Origin of the sequence: Candidatus Magnetominusculus xianensis, from assembly GCA_001541255.1 — a bacterium.
Classification (GTDB): domain Bacteria; phylum Nitrospirota; class Thermodesulfovibrionia; order Thermodesulfovibrionales; family Magnetobacteriaceae; genus Magnetominusculus; species Magnetominusculus xianensis.
Genome location: LNQR01000023.1, coordinates 1 through 25,629 on the forward strand (window position 1 = coordinate 1; position 25,629 = coordinate 25,629).

General features: G+C 45.1%; 20 protein-coding genes. 11 read left to right on the top strand and 9 right to left on the bottom strand.

The features are described 5' to 3' along the window. Positions 1 to 105 precede the first annotated feature (105 nt). The 10 genes from ASN18_RS02955 (at position 106) to ASN18_RS03000 (ending at position 12,320) form a co-directional block, all read left to right on the top strand. Positions 106 to 1,209 (top strand): hypothetical protein, encoded by a 1,104-nt coding sequence (locus tag ASN18_RS02955; RefSeq protein WP_085051117.1) that lies wholly within the window; start codon positions 106 to 108, stop codon positions 1,207 to 1,209. Positions 1,210 to 1,321: 112 nt separating this feature from the next. Next, a complete protein-coding gene (locus tag ASN18_RS02960) occupies positions 1,322 to 1,582 on the top strand; it encodes a hypothetical protein (RefSeq protein WP_085051118.1) in 261 nt (86 codons plus the stop codon). Continuing rightward, the gene (locus ASN18_RS02965) at positions 1,582 to 2,010 is read left to right on the top strand and encodes a hypothetical protein (RefSeq protein ID WP_085051119.1); all 429 of its coding nucleotides are present in this window, start codon (positions 1,582 to 1,584) and stop codon (positions 2,008 to 2,010) included. Before ASN18_RS02960 ends, ASN18_RS02965 begins: the two co-directional genes overlap by 1 nt. Then, positions 2,007 to 3,737: a hypothetical protein gene (locus ASN18_RS02970; protein ID WP_085051120.1), complete on the top strand. Its 1,731-nt coding sequence runs from the start codon at positions 2,007 to 2,009 to the stop codon at positions 3,735 to 3,737. Before ASN18_RS02965 ends, ASN18_RS02970 begins: the two co-directional genes overlap by 4 nt. Next, positions 3,734 to 4,147, top strand: coding sequence for a hypothetical protein (locus tag ASN18_RS02975; protein ID WP_085051121.1), 414 nt, complete (start codon positions 3,734 to 3,736; stop codon positions 4,145 to 4,147). Before ASN18_RS02970 ends, ASN18_RS02975 begins: the two co-directional genes overlap by 4 nt. A 7-nt stretch (positions 4,148 to 4,154) precedes the next feature. Further along, complete coding sequence (locus ASN18_RS02980) at positions 4,155 to 5,441, top strand: tyrosine-type recombinase/integrase (RefSeq protein WP_085051122.1); 1,287 nt, start codon at positions 4,155 to 4,157, stop codon at positions 5,439 to 5,441. Between the two features lie 428 nt (positions 5,442 to 5,869). After that, positions 5,870 to 6,646, top strand: a complete 777-nt coding sequence (locus tag ASN18_RS02985; protein ID WP_085051123.1) for a zinc dependent phospholipase C family protein — start codon at positions 5,870 to 5,872, stop codon at positions 6,644 to 6,646. Between the two features lie 11 nt (positions 6,647 to 6,657). Beyond that, complete coding sequence (locus ASN18_RS02990) at positions 6,658 to 7,902, top strand: molybdopterin molybdotransferase MoeA (RefSeq protein WP_085051124.1); 1,245 nt, start codon at positions 6,658 to 6,660, stop codon at positions 7,900 to 7,902. Positions 7,903 to 8,024: 122 nt separating this feature from the next. Further along, entirely contained in the window at positions 8,025 to 11,000 is a 2,976-nt protein-coding gene (locus ASN18_RS02995; protein ID WP_085051125.1) for a PAS domain-containing sensor histidine kinase, read from the top strand. Positions 11,001 to 11,018: 18 nt separating this feature from the next. Then, positions 11,019 to 12,320: a diguanylate cyclase domain-containing protein gene (locus ASN18_RS03000; protein ID WP_085051126.1), complete on the top strand. Its 1,302-nt coding sequence runs from the start codon at positions 11,019 to 11,021 to the stop codon at positions 12,318 to 12,320. 159 nt (positions 12,321 to 12,479) lie between these two features. On the opposite strand, the gene ASN18_RS03005 is transcribed toward ASN18_RS03000, so the two are convergent. Further along, the gene (locus ASN18_RS03005; protein WP_085051127.1) at positions 12,480 to 14,102 is read right to left on the bottom strand and encodes a bacteriohemerythrin; all 1,623 of its coding nucleotides are present in this window, start codon (positions 14,100 to 14,102) and stop codon (positions 12,480 to 12,482) included. A gap of 221 nt (positions 14,103 to 14,323) precedes the next feature. Between ASN18_RS03005 and ASN18_RS03010 the strand changes: the two genes are divergently transcribed. Further along, a complete protein-coding gene (locus ASN18_RS03010) occupies positions 14,324 to 14,749 on the top strand; it encodes a bacteriohemerythrin (RefSeq protein WP_236861471.1) in 426 nt (141 codons plus the stop codon). 15 nt (positions 14,750 to 14,764) lie between these two features. On the opposite strand, the gene ASN18_RS03015 is transcribed toward ASN18_RS03010, so the two are convergent. From ASN18_RS03015 to nuoF, 8 genes are all read right to left on the bottom strand, one after another. After that, on the bottom strand, positions 14,765 to 16,198 hold the full coding sequence (locus ASN18_RS03015; RefSeq protein ID WP_085051129.1) for an NADH-quinone oxidoreductase subunit N: 1,434 nt from the start codon (positions 16,196 to 16,198) through the stop codon (positions 14,765 to 14,767). A 45-nt stretch (positions 16,199 to 16,243) separates the two neighbouring features. Next, positions 16,244 to 17,773 carry an NADH-quinone oxidoreductase subunit M gene (locus tag ASN18_RS03020; protein WP_085051130.1) on the bottom strand — a complete coding sequence of 510 codons (1,530 nt, stop codon included), beginning with the start codon at positions 17,771 to 17,773 and terminating at the stop codon, positions 16,244 to 16,246. A 34-nt stretch (positions 17,774 to 17,807) separates the two neighbouring features. After that, on the bottom strand, positions 17,808 to 19,763 hold the full coding sequence (nuoL, locus tag ASN18_RS03025) for an NADH-quinone oxidoreductase subunit L (RefSeq protein WP_085051131.1): 1,956 nt from the start codon (positions 19,761 to 19,763) through the stop codon (positions 17,808 to 17,810). A 15-nt stretch (positions 19,764 to 19,778) separates the two neighbouring features. Continuing rightward, on the bottom strand, positions 19,779 to 20,081 hold the full coding sequence (nuoK, locus tag ASN18_RS03030; RefSeq protein ID WP_085051132.1) for an NADH-quinone oxidoreductase subunit NuoK: 303 nt from the start codon (positions 20,079 to 20,081) through the stop codon (positions 19,779 to 19,781). Further along, positions 20,082 to 20,591 (bottom strand): NADH-quinone oxidoreductase subunit J family protein, encoded by a 510-nt coding sequence (locus ASN18_RS03035; RefSeq protein WP_085051133.1) that lies wholly within the window; start codon positions 20,589 to 20,591, stop codon positions 20,082 to 20,084. It abuts the gene before it with no gap. Further along, positions 20,592 to 21,641, bottom strand: coding sequence for an NADH-quinone oxidoreductase subunit NuoH (gene nuoH, locus ASN18_RS03040; RefSeq protein WP_236861472.1), 1,050 nt, complete (start codon positions 21,639 to 21,641; stop codon positions 20,592 to 20,594). Between the two features lie 63 nt (positions 21,642 to 21,704). Next, positions 21,705 to 24,302, bottom strand: coding sequence for a molybdopterin-dependent oxidoreductase (locus ASN18_RS03045; RefSeq protein ID WP_085051134.1), 2,598 nt, complete (start codon positions 24,300 to 24,302; stop codon positions 21,705 to 21,707). 5 nt (positions 24,303 to 24,307) lie between these two features. Beyond that, positions 24,308 to 25,615: an NADH-quinone oxidoreductase subunit NuoF gene (gene nuoF, locus ASN18_RS03050; RefSeq protein WP_157072806.1), complete on the bottom strand. Its 1,308-nt coding sequence runs from the start codon at positions 25,613 to 25,615 to the stop codon at positions 24,308 to 24,310. Positions 25,616 to 25,629 lie beyond the last annotated feature (14 nt).

Below are 25,629 nucleotides of genomic sequence, written 5' to 3' on the forward strand. Positions count from 1 at the left end.
AATTATAAGATGTGCTGATAATTGTAGCTTTAGGACTGCTCTCAACCTCTACCGTAAATTGTTAAGCAATTCCTGTACCGCACAGTATTGCGCTTTGACCCCTCTATGTACGATTATCTTGACACTGCTTCAATCGACGGCTGGATTTCAGCTTTTTTATCGAGAAACGATAGTTTTCAGCGTGATTATGATAGGGTAATGTCATTAAGGCAATTAGTTTCTGAGCAAACCAAGAATAAGTTTGTCGCACCAGAAAGTGTCCCTTCAAATCCTATATTAGATACACTGGAAGCAATAGAGTTATTAGTGAAAGGTCAAGCAATAGACAAGAGAAACCACGAAGTTGTTGATAAGATAAGCGAAATGTTTAGAGGGTTAACGCAGAAGTTAGAAGATAACGAGCCACAAGAAGCTCAAGACGCAACAGATGCTGCGATTGCACAAAATGAAATGTATAATAAATATGGAGTTATTCTTACTAATGTAGGTTCTTATATGGATAACGGCATAAGAATAATAAATGTCATTAGTCCTAACCGCATTAAAGCCTACCGAATTTTTAGTAAAGATAGGATTGAGAGCGAACTAAAAAACTTTTTTCAGAAAAGCTGGGAAACATTGAAGAACGAGAAATATGATACTATTTATATGCAAGACCATAATTGCGATGATGACTGGGTTATAAGGGATGTATCACCATTATTAATTTTTAAATACCTTTTCCCAGAATTTTACTACGACATGCACGGGGAACAAATCTTAAGCTCAATAAGCGATAAGAAGATAGGTAATTCAGAGCCGATAAGAAATTTCAAACCTGATAGAGATTCTCTTCTGCTAAGAATTGACTTGAGGCTTACCAAGAGGGAAATCATGCGACAACTTGAGCAGCATTTAGATATTCACTTGATTGGAAAAATCACGAGAAGTAGAGTCGATAAATGGAAATACTGCCTTATGGCATACGATTTGCGTAAAACAGGACTTCCTTACCCAGAGATTTCTGAGATTTTAAGACACTCAATAGTCAATGAAGGTGAAATTTTGTCTGGTGAAGAGGCTATTGAAAATTATGGAAAGACTGCTTCAAAGCTAATCGATGAAATAGTTGTTGGAGATAAGGACTCGTTTAGCGAAAAGACTATTGAAAATTATGCCAAGACTGCCAAACGGCTAATCGACGACATGGAATATAAAGTATTACTTTAGATTTCTGCAAAATAAGCATACTCCTTATATTTCTGGTATCTCAATATATTTGTGTGTCATGCTGAATATAGCTTAATTATGAGCTATATTTGACAAGAAAAAGAGGTATGACATGGCAAAAAACAAGAGAATTCCAATCCACGACATCAACTTAACCGCATTTCTTTCATTAAAGGGATTCAAACCTGAATTAACCATCAATGGCAATCACGTTACCTTTGAACTTCCCGCTAATGACAAAGTTTATTGTCAGGCGATGGCTTATAACTCGAATGAGTCAGTACCAGTTTTAGATTTTGTATCGTCATTAAGACAGCTCAGGGCTCAGATGATGGCTCTTCGTGGCCAGAACGTCAGAGGGGGAAGCGAATAATGAAGATAGCCATTAAAGATATATCATTTAGAAAAGACTTGTACCCACGCTTTGAGCCGGATTTCGTATTTCTCGACCCACCATATTGGAAGCAGGCCGAAGGTATGTATTCTGACGAAAATGAATGTCTTGGCAATATGTCGCTGGACGATTTCTATGCCACAATGGAGCGTTTTATCAAAGAGCTTATCGAACGAAAGGTGAAGCGTATCGCCGTTGTCATACAGCCGACACAGTATAAGGACATGGTTTACGAAGACCACATTTTCCACTTCGCCAGAGCCTTTGACGGCAAATACGCTATAGAAATTCGCTATATACTGCCATACTCCACACAGCAGTACAACCCGCAGATGGTAGAGAAAGCCAAAGAAGAGAAGATATGTTTAGTAACTCATCGTGATTTAGTGGTATGGAGGCTCATATGAAAACATTCACAATAAATTCGAACGGCTTTGAGGAAACGGCTGACATGGCTAATTCCTTACCGGAAAGAATTAAGGAATCCACATTTGAGGACATTGCAGGGCTGATACTGGAAATTGCCGAAATCCAGAGCGATACAGAACGTGCCTTTTTTGTAGGGTTGCTTGCAAAAACGCATAACATCGCCAAGCGGGCAATCCAAAACGACATCAAAAAAATCAGAAAAGATGACAACGTTAAGACAGGATTTTCTATCCTTAGCATGAACTTTCCCGGACTTGTTGATGTGGTTGCAGACGACGAAGGAAATCCCTCATATCTCATCAAGGACGGGGAGGAATTTCGACTGTCGAAAAGCCACGATATAGACACTACTACGTTTTCACCACCAAGCAAGGAAGACATACCGTTTTCGCTGGTACGAGGTGAAGATATTATCGAATGCTACAAAAAAGAGGATAAAGGACTATTCAACGACCTATTGGTATATTTGAAGAGGTTCTCGTTCTTAGAGTTTAAACAGTGGCTCATTGTGGCGTGTTTTGTGTTTTTGACATATCTACAGGACTTTCCTGACATACACTATATGCCGATGTTGCTTTTCTATGCTGTGCCGGAGCGGGGCAAATCTCGAACGGGCAAATCTATTATATACGTGGCATTCAGAGGAGTTCACCTCGTTGACTTGCGTGAGGCTAACATCTTTCGATACTCCGAAAATCTTAGGGCAACCCTGTTTTTTGACATGATGGATTTGTGGACAAAGGCCGTAAAAAATGGTGCAGAAGATATTCTACTTGGACGATACGAAAAAGGGGCAAAGGCCGCCAGGGTTATCTATCCAGAAAAGGGGGCATTTCAGGATATGGTTCATTACGATATTTACGGCCCCACAATCATAGCGACTAATCAGAACATACATAAAATACTTGACACCCGTTGTCTTAATACCTCAATGCCAAATAAGCCTGGTGAATATGAAAATCCCACACAGGAAAAGGGTTTGCCACTAAAAGCACGCTTGATAGCTTGGAGGGCGCGCGTTATGGATAAATCTCTGCCGATTGTAAAACATATACCGGAACTGACGGGGCGGCTATGGGATATTACACAACCTCTCTTACAGGTCTGTAGTATGGTTTATCCTGAGGGATTTGATGAGTTGAAAGAAGCCTTCATTGAGATAGCAAGGCAGAGAGTTGAGGATAGGAAAGAGAGCATAGATGGGAAGATTGTCTCTATTCTTGAAGAGCTATCACCAACTGATAAGGCAACATGGATTATAAAAGTTGCTGATATAGAGGAAAAACTCAACGAAAATAGAGCTGAAAAGGACAAATTCTCAAGTCAATATATTGGCGGGAAGTTGAAAGCCTTAGGGTTCAACAAACGAAAGGTTAACGGACGTTCTCAAATTATTTTGGTTAGACGCGATTTTGATACTCTGCTGAAGGGATACAATAATATTTCTTCTGATATGTACGCAGAGCCTCTACCACTATCTACCTCTTGCACAGAACCAGAGAATACACCATGTTCCATAGGTAGCGACTCCGGTAGCGACTTAGTAGATACCGGCAACTATCTATCACTCTCTACCAACTCTCTACCTGCAAATACCGGCGTAAATACTACGTCTTTGAGGCCAGTAGATAGTAGTATCGAGTGCGGGCAGTCCTCTGACGATAATATTTTATCTTTAGAAACTGATTGTGAGGTGGAATTTTGAGATACGCAGCTTTGATACCTATGAGGATAAAGACACCCAAAGGCGAAGTCTTAATAAATGCCGGTCAACCTTTTAAAGTGGCGAATAATGAGTTTTTGCTTGGACTTATAAAACAGGGCACTGTTCGACCGGTGCGGGATATTTTGAAAGACGAGTATCGAGACCTCAACAAGCGCCTCAGTGAACTTCCGGCGGTAAATATTGAGGCATGGCCGGAGCTAAACGCTGATTTACAAACTTCCCTACGGCAAATGAACGCGGCTATGGAAAATGAAGACATGCAGAGATTTATTCAGGCCAAAGAGCGGGTTCTTTATCTCTATATGCAGGCAGTAGCTTTAGCTGAAATTCCTGTTGAAATCACAGTGGAAACGCCGATACTTTTCTCTTCGCCAGAGGTTTGCGGGTAGATGAGACATGCACGCTAAATCGGCAGCGTTGACAGACCCTACGCTTTTAGTATATCTTCTCAATGAGAGCGGAGAAGATAGAATGAAAGGCACAATCAGAGTCAAAGATAAATGCCCGAATTGCGGGGAGTCCTTTGAGCATGTCAAAAAACTGGGGTATGTCTGCCGTAACTGTAAAACCACGCCTAAGAAATTCTATCTCGATTTAAACTGGCAAGGTAAGCGCATAAGGCTGTTCTGTGATAAATCAGGGCTGGCACTTGATTCTTATCAGAGGGCGTTAAATTTACAGGCAACAATCCAACATGAGATAGATACATTCACATTTGACTCGTCCAAGTATGTCAAAGCCGAACTCTCAAAATATTGGGCGTCCACATTGCTTGACCAATTTCTTGAAGCCAAACTAAAGATAGTCGCCCCGTCATATAAGAATGATTACAAGCGATTTATAAGAATTCATAAGGCTTTTTTCAGCACAACTGACGTAAGGGAGATTCGCAAGATTGATATAATAAACTATATGCAATCTCTTGAAGGAAACAATCTCAGCGGAAAAACAGTGAAAAATATTATAGATAACTTCAAAACATTCCTTACGTGGCTGAGAACAGACTTAGAGGTATTGTCGTCTATCCCGTCATTCCCTGCAATCGAAGTACAACCTTATGCCTTTACATGGCTTGGTTCAGAAGACCAGATAAAAGTATTATCTCTTATCAACGATGGGGATAGAGACATAATTGCATTTCTCATGTTGCATGGTTGCAGGCCATCAGAGGCACGGGCATTAAAGGTCAAAGATATTGATATAAATAGGCAAGTTATAATAATTAGTTCAACCTTTTCTGGAGATGTTTTGAGGAATAGACGTAAAGGCCGAGGCGCAAAGCCGTCAATTATTCCTATACATCCTGAGATGAAAGACTTTTTTATTGAGCGTTGCAACAATCACCCAGAAGCCTTTGTATTCTTGAATCCTAAAACTGGCAATCATTATGCGTCACGCACATTTTCAAGGATTTGGGAACGGGCGAGAGCTAAAGGCAATCTATCAGAAAAATTAAGGCTCTATGACGCAACGAGACATAGCGTAGGCAGTCAGCTTGCTAATCAGAATGTGTCGCCATTTATTATATCTAAAATTTTAGGACACAGCTCAATTAAAATGACTGAGCGATATATGCACGAAAACATAGACGGGTTGAAGTCAGGATTTGACAAGATAACGCTAAAAGACAAGGTAAAAGAGATTACGACTGTCACCAAAGTGTCACCAAACGGAAATCACTAATTACAACCTATTGATATTAAAGGATAATATCGCCGTGCCAAAGGGTTCGAATCCCGTCGCCCGCTTTTAAAGTACTTTATAAATATAGGGGGTTGACTCTCTCAGACCCCAACCAATCATTATGCTACGGAAATGTAAAATTTAGGCCATTTACGAGTGTTACAGAGCATGTTCTTGTGTGCAGCATAAATACTGATGTGGAAGTGGGATTAATCTTGTTGCTTAGGTCTTAGAGGTCTAAGGCCAAGACACGTATGATGGCGCTATAACTCCGGCCTGTGCCACAAGCATGGCGGCTACCCACTTGATGATGCCGGATCTGGTTGATTCTATCTTCCTATAGGAATGAAGGCGATGATTCGTGACAGAATTTGGATGTGTCCCAATTTTTGCTATTTTGATTAGGAATGTTATAAAATATAAGGACAATGCTGCTGTTCATATTTGTCGTTCTGGGATTTATAGCTATACCGACGGCGGGTTACGCGTGGGGGCCTCTGACCCATATGTATCTGGGTAACGAAGTCCTGTCCTTTCCATATCTCCTTCCCCCTGCCATATATGTGATTATTAAGAAATTCAAAGAGGATTTCCTCTACGGAAACATCATAGCCGATGTCGTCCTCGGTAAAAAATACCTCCCGCAAAACGGGAGTTCCCACTCTTGGGAATTCGGCTTCGCAATTTTAGACAACGCACACAACAACCAGCAAAAGGCATTCAGCTACGGCTACCTCTGCCACCTCGCAGCCGATACGGTCTGCCATGAAATCCTTACAAAAGAAAAAAAGAACATTGAACACACAATGTACGAAATCAAGGCCGACAGCCTTATAAACAAAAAATACTGGCTTCAGGCAGTGGCCATTAAACGCTCAGTCCAGAAACGCAACGACGAATTCCTGGAAAACTCCATCTGTAACACCTTTTTCTCCTACAAGGCCAACAAAAGAATCTTCAAGAGCCTTGTCTTTATGTCACTGTTTACATCAATGTCTTTTGTCAACCTGTTTGAGAAATCGTTCTTTGTCAGTTGCAGCCCGCCAACTGCGGCCATTAAAGACCTGACTGACACATCCCTTAAGCGTATCGTTGATGTCATAGCAAACGGGCGGGACTCTTCGGTCACAAATTACAGGCCAGCAGGTGAAATAGTGCATGGCTCGATTTATAAAAAATTTTTTCAAAATGATTCACATCACTAAAGTAACCTCTTATGATTGATATGCTTGGCAGGGGAGATGTAATCCCGTTACAAAAGGCCCTCGAACTGTTAGATAATGTCGCAGTTGTCATACCCGAAAAGGAAAGAATGCCCGTTGAGGACATCTGTGGGAGAATCCTGGCCGAGACAATTACATCGGCTGAAGATGTGCCTCATTTCGCTCGTTCTACGATGGATGGATACGCACTAAGGGCGGAGGATACATTCGGTGTAACAGAGACTTTGCCTGCATATATTAAAATAACTAATGAAGTATTCATGGGTAAGACCCCGAATTTTTATATCAAGCATGGTGAAGCTGCAAAAATCCCAACCGGTGGAATGCTCCCAGACGGCACAGACGCAGTCCTGATGTTTGAACACACGCAGCCATTTGGTGAGGCGGACATCGAGGTATTAAAGGCCCTTGCCCCCGGTGACAATGTCATTCAGGCCGGGCAAGACATCCACAAGGGTGCAGTCCTTCTTCACCCCGGTCACAAGCTCAGGCCACAGGACATGGGGGCGCTCTGCGCTGTCGGCATCAGCGAGACATGGGTATATAAAAGACCTGTTGTGTCCATAATTTCAACAGGCGATGAGATTATCCCGCCGGGAGTACCGCTTAATGGCGCAGAGGTCAGGGATATTAATTCATATAACTTAAGCGGTCTGCTCCTCAATAACGGCGCAGTCCCAGCACGAAAAGGTATATTCAGGGACGACTACGATACCATACACGACATTGTCACAGAGGCCGTTAAAACATCTCAGATGGTCTTAATCACCGGCGGCAGCAGCGTTGGTACCCTGGACATGACTGCGAGGATTATTGACAGCCTTGGGCGCCCTGGCGTCGTGTTTCACGGCGTTGCCGTAAAGCCGGGAAAACCCCTCATAGCCGGTTCTGTTAATGGAATCCCAGTATTTGGCCTCCCAGGGCATCCGGCAGCTGTGACTGTCAGCTTTGAGGTGTTTATTAAGCCGGTCTTAAGGCGGCTTAAGGGAGAATTGGCAGATGAATCATCCAAAGATATTTTAAGGGCAAGGCTCACGTCAAATATTGCCTCACAACCGGCAAGAACTGACTTTATCTGGATTAAGGTCTTAAACAACGGCGGAGAGCTTTTTGCACAGCCTTTACTAAGCAAATCCGGTCTCATCTCTGCACTCGTACAGGCCGACGGTCTGATAAAAATTCCGGCTGAAAAGCGAGGACTCCAGAAAGGGGATGAAGTAATAGTCAGGCTGTTTTAATCTTATATATCACAGCATTAAATATCATTAAATCGTTACAGTTTTTTCGTGAGGCAATTCGGCAGTTTGCTATTTACGCATCGATGTGTTACTATAGGTAAGTCAAGGGAGGTATCGCCGTTATGTTTCCCGTGAATCAGAGTGTGCTGGGGGTGCGCCATGACAGTACGCAAATCTCGGCCTCTGCAGTAGATTTATCAAGAACCATCTCCGGCATTGCCTCTGTTGCTGTCACTGCCTGTGGCATTGTGGTGCTTGTCGGCTGGATTTTTAACATTGAAGTCTTGACGAAACCTTATTTAAGTCCTGTATCAATGAAGGCAAACACTGCCATTGCATTTGTCTTAACGGGTATATCATTGTGGTTGATACAAACAGACAGAGCCACAAGCCGGACGCGGTTTATTTCTAAGTCTTTTGCCCTGACTGCCGCTTTGACAGGATTTTTGACCCTCTTAGAATATATTTTTAGTTTTGATATCGGGATTGATCAGGCATTGATTAATGACATTCCTAATCCTGTTATGACGTCAAGTCCTGGCAGGATGTCTCCGGTTACGGCAGTAGAATTCTTACTGCTTGGAACTGCCCTGTTTATGATAGACACAGAATTACACAGGAGAATCAGACCGTCGCAGCTTCTTGCGATTGCCGCACTTGTGATTGGCATACTAAGTGTATTTGGTTATGTTTATAGCATCAATTCATGGCTCAGACTATCACAAAAACTAACGGCCATTGCGTCACACACATCGATAGCATTTGTAGCAGCAGCAACAGGAATACTCCTTGCGCGGCCAGACAAGGGAATAATGATTTTTTTTGTTAAAGACAGCCCCGGCAGCGCAATAGCACGCCGTCTCTTTGCCGCCATGGCCCTGTCGCCTTTGTTGGTAGAAACTGTTCTAACCTTCGGCTGGCAATCAGGTTTTTATGACAGGCCGCAAATGGAGGCATTTCAAACCATCATCGTAACAATTATAGTAACCAGTATATTTTTACGCTCGGCCTTATCTATAAATAATTCTGATGATAAGCGCAGGCAGGCCGAAGAGGAAAGGGAAAGCGTGGCAAGGTTCCCGGCTGAAAATCCAAACCCTGTGATACGCATTTGCATCGGACTGAGCGTCCTCTATACGAACAAGGCTGCTAAGCCGCTGCTTGGCTATTTGGGTTTTCAGGACAAGGGAGATGGTTTGACTGCTGACAAAGATACATGGCTTCAGCTAATCACTGATGTGCTGGACTCAGGACAAGTGAAAACTGTTGAAATGCCCGTAAACGACAGGCTGTTTCGCTTTAGCGTGGCGCCCATACCCAATCATAACTATGTAAATCTTTACGGTTACGACATTTCTGAGGCAAAGGCAGCACAGAGTGCGCTCGACTACGAACGGAATAAAATGCAAAACATCCTGGACAGTATGCAGGATTGTATTGTCCTTGTGCGGTGTGACCTTATGGTTGAATACGCAAACAACGCAGCCATCAGGGACTTTGGTCAATTTGAAACAAGAAAGTGCTACACGTATCTCAACGGCGCAGCGGAGCGCTGCCAGTGGTGCGAAATTAACAAGGTGTTTCTTGGTGAGATAATACGCAGGGAATTTATCTCTCATCTGTCCGGCAAGACCTATGATGTAATTGAAACGCCTATAACAAATCTGGACGGCAGCATATCAAGACTGGGAATATTCCGCGATATAACCAAACGCAAGGATATGGAGAACAGATTACGGCTGTTCTCACAGGCGATAGAAGAGACAATTGACTGTGTACATATTGTCAATATGGAAGGGAAAATAATCTACACAAACAAGGCAGCCGCTCAGATGACCGGCTATTCCACAGAGGAAAGTATTGGCATGGATGTGGTTAAATTAGTTGCGGACAAGTATTTTGCCGTAAATGTTATCATACCCTCTATCTATGTCAAAGGGGTATGGGAAGGTGAGATTTTATGCGAAAAGAAGGACGGCGCTCAATATATGGGATGGCTGGCTGCCAGCATAGTTAATAACTCTGACGGCAAGCCTGTTGCAATGATCGGAACGCTGCGCGATATAACATTGAGAAAAGAGATTGAAGAGGCCTGCCGGGCAGCCGAGGCAAATATGACAGCGCTTATGAACGCCATCACGGAAAGCGTCTGTCTCATTGATATAAACGGCAAATTTATCACGGCAAACGATACATTTGCAAGGCGTTTCAGTACAGACAAACAAAAAAATGTCAGCGATATTATTGGAACAAATTTCAGAGACCTGCTCACGCCAGATGTTTTTGAAGCAAAAAAGGGACACCTTGATGAGGTCATAAGCATGGGCTTACCGGTAACCTTTGAAAATATACGGGGTGAATCTACCTGTTTAACCAATATGTATCCTGTTTTCGACAGTGAACACAATGTCAGAGGCATAGCCATATACGCAAGCGATATAACGCTGCGCAAGAAATATGAGAATTATTTACTGCAATCTATCAAGGAAAAAGAGATGCTCATGCGGGAAATCCATCACCGTGTCAAGAACAACCTGCAAATAGTTGCAGGACTTATTGGGCTTCAACTCAATTACATAACAGATGAGACCTACAAGGCAATGTTTAACGAAACAAGGAATAGAATTAAGTCTATCGCCCTGGTTCACGATAAACTCTACGGCTCAAAAGGGCTTGCCGATGTTGATTTTAAAAAATACATATTAAGTCTTTCAAATGACCTGTTCAGCTCTTTCGGCGTTGACAGAGGCAGTGTGACGTTAAACCTGTCAATAGAAAATGTCATAATCGGTGTAGATATTGCAGTTCCATGTGGGTTGATTGTAAATGAACTTTTTACAAATATCTTAAAGTATGCCTTCCCGGACAAAATAATCGGCAAAATTGATATATCTATTGACGCCAAAGAAAACGGTAAATTTGAGATGGTAATATCGGACAACGGCGTTGGTTTCCCAGAAGATGTGGACTTCAGACACACAAAAAGTTTGGGGCTGCACATAGTGAATATACTGGTAAGACAAATCAGTGGGACAATCGAATTAGACAGGACGCACGGCACTAAGTTTATAATCCAATTTGAAAGTCAGTCTAAGTAAAAGGAGTTTTAAAACATTATGAAACGAATTATGATTGTAGAGGACGAGGGGATTAGCAGCGCATACATACAGGCCACGCTGGAACAGATAGGATATACTGTAACATCGGCAGTGTTTACCTCAGAGGAGGCTGTAATAAAGGCAGAGCAGGACAGGCCAGACCTGGTCCTCATGGATATACAAATCCAGGGGGCAATGGACGGCATTGAGACCGCCTGTGAAATTCAGACGCGCTTTAATATCCCCATAGTTTATCTCACCGCCCACTCGGACGAGGCTACGTTGGAACGGGCAAAGCTATCAGAGCCTTTTGGTTATGTGATAAAACCGTTTGAAGACAAAGACCTGAAGACCAACATCGAAATAGCCCTGTATAAACACAAAATGGAAAGCAAGCTCAAAGAACTGGCTCACTACGATTACCTGACAGGACTTCCCAACCGCGCTCTGTTTTTTGACCGCCTTGACCAGGCCCTGAAACAGGCAAAACGCACTAACAGAGATGTTGCCCTGCTTATGATAGACCTTGACGGTTTTAAATGTATTAACGACATAATGGGGCACGACGCAGGGGATATGGTATTAATAGAGGTAGGCAAGAGACTAAAACACCAGATACGTGACTCAGACACACTGGCCCGTTTTGGCGGCGATGAGTTCGTGATTGTCCTTACGAATCTCTCCGACAGAAGGGACGCAGAGACGCTTGCCCTAAAGACACTCGTGGCAATAGGGAAGCCGTTCCATTTCAACACCCCGTACTGCGCCATAGGCGCCAGCATAGGGATAAGTTTTTATCCGATGGACGGTTACGATTCAGAATCACTGTTGAAAAAGGCAGACGCAGCAATGTATCGTGCTAAGGAAAACGGTAAAAATAACTTTAAATTATTTAATGATATACACAAAAAAGTCAATGGAGATATAAAGACGGCGCTGTCTGTCGCATTAACATTTGTATCAGGGCATAAGACAACCTGGGGACATACCGACTGGCTTGAGCTTTTAATGTCTCTTAAAGAAAATGGATTTTTTGTTTCAAAGACGGTTGAGCCATACGTTGGGGCAATCATAGAGACACTAAAAAAGTTCTACTTGCTGCAGCCGCCTCCGGCAGGAAAAATTGATGATATCATGTCCCAGCTTTGTAACGAAGCCGCTGATTTCATCGTGACAAACAATGGGATTTGGACAATACAGGACTGGAAGGCATTTTTAACTACGCTTGAGTTAAAGGGAATAGCGCTGAATGAAAACGCAGCATTACTGTTATTTGACATTATCGAAGCCACTAAGTCACTCTATATTTTATGCTGTTGAGGATTGCCGTTGCAGGGCAAACGCACTATATGCGGTCAATCCAGCGAACCAGACTGCGTAATAATAGAAAACCAGCCAGCACCCCATGGAATCAAGGAAAGTGTCGGTCAGAGCTTAGGCAATTTCTGCCTAAATTTTCAAATACGTTTGCCCTGGGGCTTATTTAAGACCCTTAGAGTTAAAGAAGCTCATGTATTTTTTATCTGTGCCGACTATATGTTCAGCAAGCCATTTCTTGAGGAAACTCATTATATCAAGCGTTAATCCACCACGGCCTTCTTTAAATTTTTGCTGGACTTCAAGGGCTTGCTGTACAAATTTATGGTGTTGAGCGATGTGTGCATCACTATCCTGTTTTGGATAGCCAAGCCTCTTCATCTCTTGTTCTTCATCTTTAAAATGTGTCGCAGTGTACTCTATAAGGTCGCCCAATATATCACCAAGAATCTGAGTGCCAAGGCCCAGCTTCATGGCCGCGTGAAGTTTGTTTATCAGATGTATTAACTCTTTATGATCGTCATCATATTTTTTTACGCCGACGCTGTAGCTGGTATGCCAGCTCATCAGGTCTGGTACGGAGTTAATTTTTGCTCCAATGTCTTCAATACACATTGACTTTCCCGAGAATTTGTACTGACATAAGACATCTTGCATCTTTTTTACAATATTGTCTGATAATTCCCCGGCGGCAGAGGCAGTTCTCTGTGCATTTGAGGTAACAGTGTTCGATAACAGAGATATATGCTCCATTGTCCTTGATATCTCCTCTGTCGTAGCCGATTGTTGTTCAGTTGCAGCGGCTATACGTGTTATTTTCTCTGATACGTCATCGTTCGTTTGAACGATCTCAACAAGCGTGGTACCCGCCTGATTAATGAATTCCGCACCGCTGGACACCTCCTGAGATGCCTCATTCATTGAATCAACGGCGCTGACCGTACTCTCTTGTATTGTTAATATCATCTCTGAAATCTCTTTTGTTGCAGTTGAGGTTTTCTCCGCAAGTTTTCTCACCTCATCTGCCACAACAGCAAACCCACGTCCTTGTTCTCCTGCCCTTGCAGCTTCGATTGCAGCATTTAAGGCAAGGAGATTCGTCTGCTCTGCAATGTCATTGATGACCTGGATTATTTCACCGATTTGCCTGGACTTCTCCCCAAGGGCCTGCACCACCCTTTGAGAGTCTTCTGTTCTTTGCTTAATACTGTTCATGCTCTTAATTGTCTTATCTACCACGTCTTTACCACGAGTGGCAAACTCGGATGCCCTTTTTGCAGATTCAGAGGCTATAACCGCATTGGCTGCGGAATCAGCAGTTGTTTCCTTCATCTGAACCATTGAATTGACGATTTGCTCTATTTGCTCGGTTTGATTTACGGCATTTCTGGCGGTCTCAGTGGATAACTCATGCAGTTCGTCAGAAGAGGACGACACACGCTCATTAAGCATCGAAATATCCTCAATCATTGAGGTTAATTTTGCAGCCAATTTGTTATATGTCTTTGCAGCCTCACCAAGTTCTCCAGTGGCACGTTCGTCTAATTTCTGAGATATGTCAGCGCCTGATGCAGTAAACGATTTAAAATTTATGAGCGTCTTCATGAGTTTATTGAGACCTGATTTTACAGAAAACATCACGCCAACACCAGCTGCAAGTATGATTATCGCAAAGACAAGATATGCCGTTCCATTAGTTTCATTGATATAACCCCAAACTCCAAGCCCTGCCCCCATCAGTATTATTAATAAAAAACCGGCTGTGACCTTTGCACCAATTGCCATATATATAACCCTCCTAAGATTTATCGCTTGCCAAAACGCTTTGCATCAAGCGCTGCAATATCATATTAGCCTTTATCACAACATCATTTTCATTATAACATATTGACTTTAAAGTTTTTAACAAATTGTGCTATTATATCGGTGGGAATAAGGGGTCTGCGATGACGGGTGTGGCTGTGCGCCGATCAATAGAGCATGACCCAAGAATAAGGAGGGACGCAATGGAAATACAGTGGAGTGACAGCCTGGCAACAGGCGTCGATAAAATCGACAATCAGCATAAAGAGATATTCGCACGCATCAGCTCACTAATCAACCTGGACATAGAGAACATGGAATTTGAAAAAAGGGAAGTTGAACTACATAAAGTCCTGAGATTCCTCGGAGGTTACGTCATCGACCATTTCAAAACTGAAGAGGAATTTATGACCCGCTACCACTATCCAAACTACGACGACCATAAAAAAGAACACATGGAGTTTCTTAAAAGCTACTCAGCGCTTGTACGCATGTTTGAAAAAGATGGGGCTACAGACCTCATAGTAACGGCAACTCAAAATCAGGCCGTTGACTGGCTTGTTAAGCATATCAAAGATACTGATCAGAAAATGGCCTATTATCTGAAACCAAAGATGCAAAAGACGTAAGACTTTACGGCCTATCTACGGTAAGATTCTCTCAACGGCGGCCCTGGCGAATTCTAAGAAGCGCCCGGGCATAACCCCAATCATAAGGACAAATACGGCAGACACGGCAAGCGATACGCTCAGGGTGTTTGAATGGACTAGTTCTGTCCCCGGTCTCTCAGATTCCTTCATATACATATACATCACGATTCTCAGATAGAAAAATGCTGAAATGACACTGAATATGACGGCTAATATCGTAAGCCACAGATAACCGCTCTTCACGGCAGACATAAACACATAGAACTTCCCAATAAACCCCGCCATCGGTGGTATCCCCGTAAGAGAAAACATAAATATCAGCATAGTCCCGCCCACTATGGGGTGCGTCCTGCCAAGCCCGGCAAAGTCACTAATCTGCAACACCTTGAAATCCTTCGTGTTTAACAGCAGCACTACAGTAAATGCCCCTATATTCATAAATGTGTATATAAGCAGGTAGTTCATCGTTGCTGACAGACCCTCCGGCTGTCCCGCTATTATGCCTATCAACGCGTATCCGGCGTGGGCTACTGATGAGTAGGCCAGCATTCTCTTTATATTTGTCTGCACAAGGGCCATTACATTCCCTACACACATGGTAAGTATCGACAGCGCTATCAACATCGAAGACCACTCCACTGACAATTGTGCAAAGGCATACAAAAACACCCTTCCCAATACGGCAAACCCCGCCGCCTTCGGCCCTATCGACATGAAGGCCGTCACAGGCGTAGGCGCGCCTTCGTAAACGTCCGGCGCCCACATATGAAACGGCACTGCCGCTATTTTAAACGCAAATGCCGAGACAATCAGCACTAAGGCTATCGCTGCCATTGGGTTTCCAGTTACATCGTGGCCTGCTATATATACGGCTATTGTTTTTAAGTCCATTGAGCCTGTAACACCGTATATAAGCGATATTCCATAGAGAAGCAGTGCGGTAGAAAAACCGCCGGTAAGGAAGTACTTGACCGCTGCCTCGGTTGATTTTGTGTCATGCCTGATAAATCCGGCAAGGACATATGTACTCAAGGCCATCAGCTCAAGCCCCAGATACAGGGTTATCAGATTGCCCGCCGAGGCCATTATCATCATCCCACAGGTTGAAAACACCAGCAGACAGTAGTACTCACCACGAAATGAGTCCTCGGTCTTGAGGTATCTTACAGAAATCAGAACCGACAATATCAGATTCACAAAAAAGATGACCTTAAAAAAGAAACTATACCCGTCTAAAATAAACATCCCGTTAAATAATACGCCAAAAGATGAGAATTTTAATGATAAAAAGGCTGCAAAGGCGCCCAGCAACGCCAGCACTGCCACTACCTCCTTTCTCTTTACAAAGGCCTCCACGATCAACAGGACAAGCCCCAGCGATGCTACCATTATCTCTGGAAGAAGCGGCCTTAGTTCAGAAATCTGCATTTATCCTCCACACTCTGTCCTTATCCATAATCTTTTCATAGTCCTCTATTTTAGTGTGTGAATAAGCGTCGTGTGCATATTCCCGCCCTTTAGCTTACCCAGCAGCTGCGCAACGCTTACATCCATAAAGCCCGTGAATACGCTTGGATAGACCCCTATCCAAAACACAAGTATCAGAAGCGGCACAAGGGTTATCATCTCCCTAAGCGTTATATCGCCTAACCCCGCAATCTTCTCGTTTACGTCCGTATAAAATACCCTTTGATACAGCCACAACATATATACAGCCCCTATGATAACCCCCGTTGCCGACAATATGCCAGCCGTCTTATTTGCCGTAAACCCGCCAAGGATTATCAGAAACTCCCCAACGAAACCGTTCGTGGCGGGAAGCCCGACAGACGCAAACGTAAAGACCATAAAGAAGGCCGCAAACACCGGCATAACGTCTGCCAGCCCGCCATAGTCTGCGATTTCCCTCGTATGGCTCCTTTCATACACCATACCGACACACAAAAATAATCCTCCGGTGATTACACCGTGATTTATCATCTGAAGAATCCCGCCTTCCATGCCCTGCATATTAAGGCTGAATATCCCCAGCGTTACAAATCCCATGTGGCTTACCGAACTGTACGCTATGAGCCTCTTTAAATCTGTCTGTGAGAGACATATTATGCCGCCGTATATTATGCCTATGACAGAGAGGGCTATCATCACCGGGGCCATCGACTGCGAGGCATCGGGAAACATAGGCAGTGAAAATCTGAGAAATCCATAAGCGCCCATCTTAATAAGTATGGCCGCCAGTATGACGCTGCCCGCCGTAGGCGCCTCTGTATGCGCGTCTGGAAGCCACGTATGTACCGGAAACATGGGAACCTTTACGGCAAATGCGGCAAAAAATGCCCAGAATAATAGCATCTGCATATTCGCAGGCAACTGTGTGTTCATAAGCCTGACCATGTCAAATGTCCCCGTTGTCAGGTAAATTGCAATCACACCTAAAAGCATCAGGACGCTTCCTGTCAAGGTATAAAGGAAAAACTTTATCGCCGCATACAGTCTGTTCGGCCCGCCCCATATACCTATTAACAGATACATCGGTATCAGCATAGCCTCCCAAAACATGTAAAACAAAAACATATCCAAGGCAGAAAATACCCCTATCATCGCCCCTTCTATTAACAGAATGGCGATATAAAACTCCTTTACCTTGTCCTTTACTGATGTCCACGATACCATCACACACAATATCGCAACTATGGCCGAAAGCAGCACAAACAATACGCTTATGCCGTCAACCCCGACGTAGTAGTTTATATTCCATGCCTTAATCCACTCGTACTGCGCAACGAACTGCATTTGAGCGCTCGTCTTATCGAAATTCGTAAATAACGGCGTCACACCAATAAGGTTGGCAACAGTGGCAAGAAGGGCAAACCATCTTATCGCCGAATGCCGTTCCTTGTTTATAAACAGCATGGCAAGCGCCGCTATCACTGGCAGAACAATCGCCACAGTCAACACATATGACTGGCCAAGCGCTACTGGGCATACCGTATTTGCGTTCATGCGCTTAATGTCCCTTTTCTTATCATTTTTCTTATCACTTGCTGGGCCCCATCCCTAAGATTACTAATACCGCCAGCAAAAACACCCCTACTGCCATTATCAACGAGTAGTGCAGCACCACGCCGGTCTGAATCTTACGCAGCCTCTGCCCCGACCACTCCACTAACGCCGGTACCCCGTTTACTATCCCCTCAATAAATACCTTGTCAGTAATCTTATTGAGGACATTTTCTGATACCCAGTAGCACGGTTTTACAATTAAAACCCCATACAGCTCATCCACATAGTACTTGTTAAATAAGAGTTTATGTATCGGGGCAAACGTACTTGCAATCTTCTTTGGCAGCTCAGGGCGCCTTATATAGAAAAATGCCGCCGCAGATATACCTACAATGGCAGCCACAACCGAGAGAATCATAGCAGACCACTCAAGCGATGCCTCAGCCTCAGCATGTGCTGCCGCAGGCCTTACAAGGCCGTTTACTTTACCTAAAAACCCGGCAATCCAGTCATGTCCGCCCAGTATATGCGGCACACCAACATAGCCCACCGCAATTGCCCCTATGCTTAACACAATCAACGGCAGTGTCATCGTAGAAGGTGACTCATGCAGATGATGTTTTTGTTCCTCAGTGCCCCTGAACGTGCCGTGAAACGCAAGAAACAAGACCCTGAAACTGTAAAATGCCGTAATAAGGGCAGTTAATACACCAACTATCCAGACAAACTTCCCCACAGGGGTGTGTGAAGAGAGCGCCTTCCAGAGAATCTCATCCTTGCTGAAAAACCCAGCAAGCCCCGGCACTCCGGCTATGCTTAGTGAGGCAATAAGCATTGTCCAGTATGTTACGGGCATATACTTTTTCAGCCCCCCCATTTTTTGCACATCGAGTTCCCCGCCCATTGCGTGCATGACAGAACCGGCACATAAAAACAGACAGGCCTTAAAAAACGCATGTGTGTAGAGGTGGAATATACCAGCAGAAAATGCCCCCACACCGCAGGCTACAAACATATAGCCAAGCTGGCTCACCGTAGAGTACGCCACAACACGCTTTATATCATTTTGCACCAGGGCTATTGTCGCCGCAAATATTGCCGTCAGCCCGCCCGTTATGGCAACTACGTTCATCGCCACAGGCGACAGAGTAAATATAGGGTTTGCCCGTGCAACCAAAAATACCCCCGCTGTTACCATCGTTGCCGCGTGAATGAGGGCGCTGACAGGTGTAGGGCCTTCCATCGCATCGGGAAGCCACACGTGAAGCGGCAGTTGCGCTGACTTACCAACCGCCCCGCAAAATAACAACAGGGCTATCAACGTGGCCAGATTCACCTCAGAGCCTAAAATCATTACCGTTTGAGCGGCTATCACATCGAGATTTTTAAAGACTTCTGCGTAGTGCAGAGAGCCGAAGTTTAAAAATATCATTATCACGCCAAGTCCAAATCCGAAATCACCGAAGCGGTTTACAATAAACGCCTTCTTTGCGGCATCGGCGGCAGACTTTTTCTCATACCAAAACCCTATCAGAAAATATGAACAAAGCCCCACTGCCTCCCAGCCGAAATAGAGCTGCAGGAAATTATTCGACATAACCAGCATCAGCATCGAAAACGTAAACAGACTCAAGAAAGAGAAAAATCGCGGGTAGCCGTCCTCACCGTGCATATAGCCGACTGAATACACATGCACGAGAAAACTCACCGACGTTACCACAATCAGCATTATGGCCGTCAACTGATCTACTAAAAATCCCACCGAGACCTTAAACGTCCCAGATGCTATCCACGTATAGAGGTCCTGATTTATTACAGTCCCCGATGAGGCCGCAATAAATGCCTTCACAGCAAGAATCAACGACACTGCCACTGCCGCCGTTGCTATTATATGGGCCTGGTTCTTAAATAACGCCTTTCCAAACACAATGTTCAGCACAAAGGCCAGAAGCGGAAGTGCTGGAATCAGTATATAGTATGTTATATCCATTAACTATCCCTTTAATTATCCTTTTAACTCATTAAGGTCGTCCACGGTTATGGTCTCCTTGTTTCTAAATAGCAGTATTACAAGGGCAAGCCCTATTGCTGCCTCTGCCGCGGCTACGGCTATAATAAAAAACACCAGCACCTGCCCTGCCAAATCCTCAAGATAGTGGCTCAACGCTACAAGGCTTATATTCACACCGTTAAACATTATCTCTATTGACAGGAGCATTATTATGATATTGCGCCTTGTGATAAAGCCAAACATCCCTATGCAAAACACAATCCCGCTAAGCCACATGTACCAGTTCAAGGGTACCATTTATTTTATCCTCTTTTTTGCCAGCACAATTGCCCCGATTATTGCTACTAACAGCACCAATGACGCTACTTCAAATGGAAACAGATACTGCGTATACATCACCGTCCCGATAGCCACAGTCTGAGTTACACGCTCTAGCTGGGCGATACCCCACACACCATGAGCCCCTGTCTTAATGGTCAGCATCGCCATCAATATTACCATTAGTATGCCGGAACTTACCAGCAGCCCCATCGGCCATGTTGCGATGAACTGTTTTTTCCGAATATCATCGCGCAGGTTTAACAGCATTATGACAAATAAGAATAACACCATAATAGCCCCGGCATAGACAATTACCTGTACTGCCGATATAAACTCCGCGTTTAAAAACAGATACAACCCCGCTATGTGGAAAAACAAGAGCAGCATATACAAGACGCCGTGCATGACGTTTTTCCTGGTAATGGCCAGAAGGGATGTTGCCACTATTACCGCTGAAAAATAAAAGAAAAATGCCTGGTTTATCATCTATGGCGTACCCGTTGGGTGGACAAGCATCTTTATTAAAGAGGTTATCACAATATTGACAAGCGCCAGTGGAATCAGCACCTTCCACCCGATTGACATAAGCTGGTCATACCTGTATCTGGGAAGCGTAGCCCTTATCCAGTAATAAAAGAATATACACACATAGAGCTTCATGGCAAACCACACAACCCCGGGCACCGCCCCAAGAAACGGCATCAGCTTTAAAACAAACGGAGGCAGTGTCCAGCCGCCAAGAAAACACAGCACGGCGATAGAACACATTATTATCATACCCGTATACTCAGCCATAAAAAACAGTGCGAAACGCATACCGCTGTACTCAGTAAAAAACCCCGCGATAAGCTCTGTCTCGGCCTCCGGCAGGTCAAAAGGCGACCTGTTGGTCTCTGCAATCGCAGACACTACAAACACGAAAAACCCCAGCCACTGCGCCGTGATATACATCCCGCCCGGGTAGCGCGATTGGGCGTTTACTATATCGGTGATATTCAAAGACCCGGCCATCAGCATTACCCCGACAAGACTTAACCCCAGCGGCACCTCATAGCTGATGACCTGTGCCGAGGCCCTCAGGGCGCCCAGAAACGAGTACTTTGAGTTAGACGACCACCCGCCTAATATTACCCCATAGACGGCCAGGGAAGACATGGCAAACAAAAACAAGAGCCCTATATTAATATTGGCAACTACAAAGCCATTAAAAAACGGCACCACCGCCAGCGATGAAAGCGCCGCCATCAGCCCTAGTATGGGCGCCATAAAGAATATCGGCTTGTCGGCATTGGTCGGTATGATGTCCTCTTTGAAGAACGACTTTATGCCGTCGGCTATCGGCTGCAATATACCGTAGGGGCCTACTACCATAGGGCCAAGGCGGTTCTGCATCCGCCCGATTACCTTTCTCTCAAAATATGTTGCATAGGCCACATGAAGCATCACACCGCCCAGCACAATGGCTATCTTCACGATGATCACCGCGATAGTCCACAACCACTGCGGTATGCCGAACATTGCTGTCTCCGGTATCATGTATGTGTCTCCAGTGCCTTATTCATAGACATGTCAATTATAAACTTATTGCTGTAATTTTTATTATAATTTTTCAAGGCTGGCCTCGTTATCTGTAAATACCATGCAGCCAAGCACGGGGTCAACCGTGTACCCTGTCAGGGCATTAAAGCTTACCTTCTCAAACGTGTTTGACAGTATCACTGCCCCCTCGGGGCAGTCGCGGACTATTTTCAGCGTTACGACAGACGAACCTTTGGCTGTCTTCACCCTGACAGTATCGTCGTTGCTGAGACCAAGTTTACCTGCATCAACAGGGTTTATGGACAGGTACGGCTCCGGGCTTACGCTTAATATGGCCTTTGATTTTCTTGTAGTAGAGCCGCTGTGAAAGAGCGAGCGCTCAGGCAGCAGCAATAATTTACAAGGCGCAGCTGCACATGCTTCCTTGATTTCGGGTAAAATCTCAAGGCCTTCCACGATGAAATCCTCTGCACCGCCCTGAAATTGTACCGAGCCATATGGCCACATCAGGCCGCCGTCTTTTATCTCATCATATTCCGACGCAGAGTGCAGCACTGAGACCTGTGTTATCTCTTCCCATACTTCTTTGGAGTCTGCGTATGTCTCGTTCATGCCAAGGGTTCTGGCAATATCTGCAATGACCCTCCATTCGCTTTTGCCTGCTGAGACCGCCGAACCCTTTCTCAGAAATTGAATCCTTCCACCAAGATTGGTCATCGTGCCGTCTTTTTCAGACCACGCCGCCGCTGGCAGCACTACATGGGCGTGACGCGTTGTCTCGGTCATAAAAATGTCCTGTACCACGAGCAAATCAAGCGCGCTTAATGCCTTTTCAGTCTTGTCCCTGTCCGGCAGGTTAAACACCGGGTTTTCGCCAAGCACATAAAGCGCCTTCAGACTGCCATCTAATGCCCCATCTATCATCTCAAAAAGACCCATCCCCTTTTCTGCGGGCACGGTCATTGTTACACCTTTTTTCAGCTTCAACTGCCCGGGTCTCACTGGCAGTCCGCCGGGAATTGTATCTGGTACACATCCCATATCTATGAGGCCGCGATAATTCGGCTTTTTCGACAGCAGATATATCTTTGCATCTATCAAATAGGCAATCGCCGCAACAAGGAACAGGTTCTTCGAGGGAATGCCCGCATGTAACAGTGACGGACCGATAACCACTACCGGTCTTTTCAACCCGCTGAGGTCGTCTATGGCCTCTTCCATGTTCTCAAGCAGTACGCCGGTTGCCCGAAGTTCAGGTTCACAGGGAAGCCTCAGCGCCTTTATCTTTCTCTCAAGGAAGGGATTCTTTCCGCTATAGCCCTTCATCTCTGCAAGGCCGATTACTAATGTATTGAGGACAGTCTCCTCGTGCTGAGGGACTGAGTTAAGGTCATAGTTAATGAAATTCCCCAGGCCCCCGGGCTGCCCGGAGACCACGACTTTGGCCCCATGCCTCCATGCCGAGCGAATCTGAACACCCAGTACGGGGTTTATCGCAGTGGGGTCTCCGCCTGCTGTGAATATGCCATCAGACTTTTCTATATCTGCTATGACATTTGCCGTTGCCCCAGCGCCAAAGATTCTCTCGATATACGTCTTTGCAGGGGCATAGGCCAGCCTTGCCGTTGAATCTATGTTGTTTGAGCCGATTACAAAACGCATTAATTTTTGGAGCATATAGTTGTCTTCGTTTGAACACATACCTGAGGCTATGGCGCCTATTGCCTTTGGAGTGTGCTTTGTCTTTATGTCCTTCAGGGTCTTCGTAATATATGCAAGCGCCTTTTCCCAGCTTACCGGCTCAAGCACACCGTTTACGCGTATCATCGGGGTTTTTAATCTGCCTTCACTCTCTACATAATCATAGCCAAATCTGCCGCGCACACAGAGAAGCCCCTTGTTCACCCCTGTGCCAAGCTTTGGAAGTGTCCTAATAATAGTTGCCGCTCTCATCTGTATGAAAGTCGTACAGCCAACGCCGCAGAAGCCGCACACGGTTTCAATCTCTTTCTCTACATACCATGGCCTGTAGTTGTGCCTGTGGAGCCTTGACATAATCGCCCCTACCGGGCACACCGTTAGGCAGTTCCCGCAGTATTCGCAGTTGTACTTGTCGTGGGAGAACGGCTCTACAAAGGAATGCTGCCCTCTGCCGGTTACAGAGATGGCATAAGCGCCCTGAGCTTCGCCGCACATCCTCGTACACCGCGTACAGAGGATACAGCGCTCCATGTTTCTTACAATGATCGAGTCATTGATGTTTTCCGGGTGTGTACGCTTGCCCTCGGCAAAGCGTCCCTCACTTGCCCCAAAGCGTGCAGCCTGGTCCTGAAGCAGACACTCCCCTGCCTTATCACACACGGGGCAGTCAAGCGGGTGGTTTATCAGCAGGAACTCAAGCATCGCCTTTCTTGCCTTATTTATCTCTTCAGTCTCCGTAAAGACGACCATCCCGTTGTTAACCTTTGTGGTGCAGGCAGTCTGAAGGCGTGCTACGCCCTCTATCTCTATAAGACACATCCTGCAGCCGCCATAAGGCTCAAGGCCCTTTATGTGGCAGAGTGTGGGGATTTTTATGCCGATGCCATTTGCCGCATCGAGAATCGTAGAATCCCTTCCGGTCTCTGCTTCCTGTCCATTTATCGTTAATTTCACCATATCAATTAATCCAGCTCATCCATTGACATATGTCCCCATCGGAGTGATGGGTCTGTGACCTCACATTTCTTGTACTTCACATGATACTCAAACTCCCCGCGGTAGCGCTTCATTGCTGAAAGCAGTACTTGCGCGGCACCCTCGCCAAGCGGACAGAACGTCTTGCCTGCTACATTATGAGCCACATCCTCAAGCGTGGCAAGGTCTTCCATGTCTGCCATACCATCTTCTATTCGTCTAAGGATTGTCCTCATCCAGCCGGTGCCCTCTCTGCACGGCGTACATTTCCCGCAGGATTCGTGCTCAAAAAACCGCATCGCCCGCTCATATATCTTTACAATACACATGGTGTCATCAAGTACGATAACCGCCCCTGAGCCAAGCATACTGCCGTGTCTCGCTAAATTTGCAAAATCCATCGGGCAGTCAATCATATCCGGAGTTAATATAGAAGTAGACAGTCCGCCTGGAATTATGCCCTTCAGTGCACGACCATTGCGAATACCACCGCAGTGGTCATAGATTATCTCCCTGAGCGGTGTGCCAAGCTGCAGTTCAAATACGCCGGGGTTTTTTACCGCCCCGCTTACGCAAAATAGCTTTGTGCCCGGTGCATCCCTCGTCCCCAGAAACGAGTAAGCCTTCGGTGATGTCTCCACAATATAGGGTATATTTGCATAGGTCTCTACGTTATTAACAATCGTGGGTTTTGACCACGCACCAGAGTTTACTGGAAACGGCGGCTTGACGCGAGGGTCGCCCCGTCTGCCTTCAAGGGAATTTATCAGGGCTGTCTCCTCACCGCATATATAGGCGCCTGCGCCCCTGTGTACGGACAGATTAAAGCGAAAGTGCCTGGACATTATGTCGTTGCCAAGAAAACCCTTTGCGTATGCCTCTTGTATGGCATCGTTTAGTATTTTTTCCACATGCGGATACTCCGCCCTCAGATATATATACCCACGAACTGACTGAAGGGCATAGGCGGTAATCACCATACCCTCTATCAACTGATGGGGATTCTTCTCCAGAATAACCCTGTCTTTAAACGTCCCCGGCTCTCCCTCGTCGGCATTGCACACAATGTACTTAGGGAATTTGGGGTCTAAAGAGGCAAACTGCCACTTCATCCCTGTTGAAAATCCAGCCCCGCCGCGTCCTCTCAGACCAGATTTCTTGATATCGTCAATGATGTCGCGCGGCGTCATCTCATTGACCGCATGTTCAAGGGCAAAGTAGCCCCCCGCCTTTATGTATTCTTCTATGCGGTGCGAGTTGGGGTTTTCTATATTTTTAAGTATTATATTTTTCATATTATTTATAATTA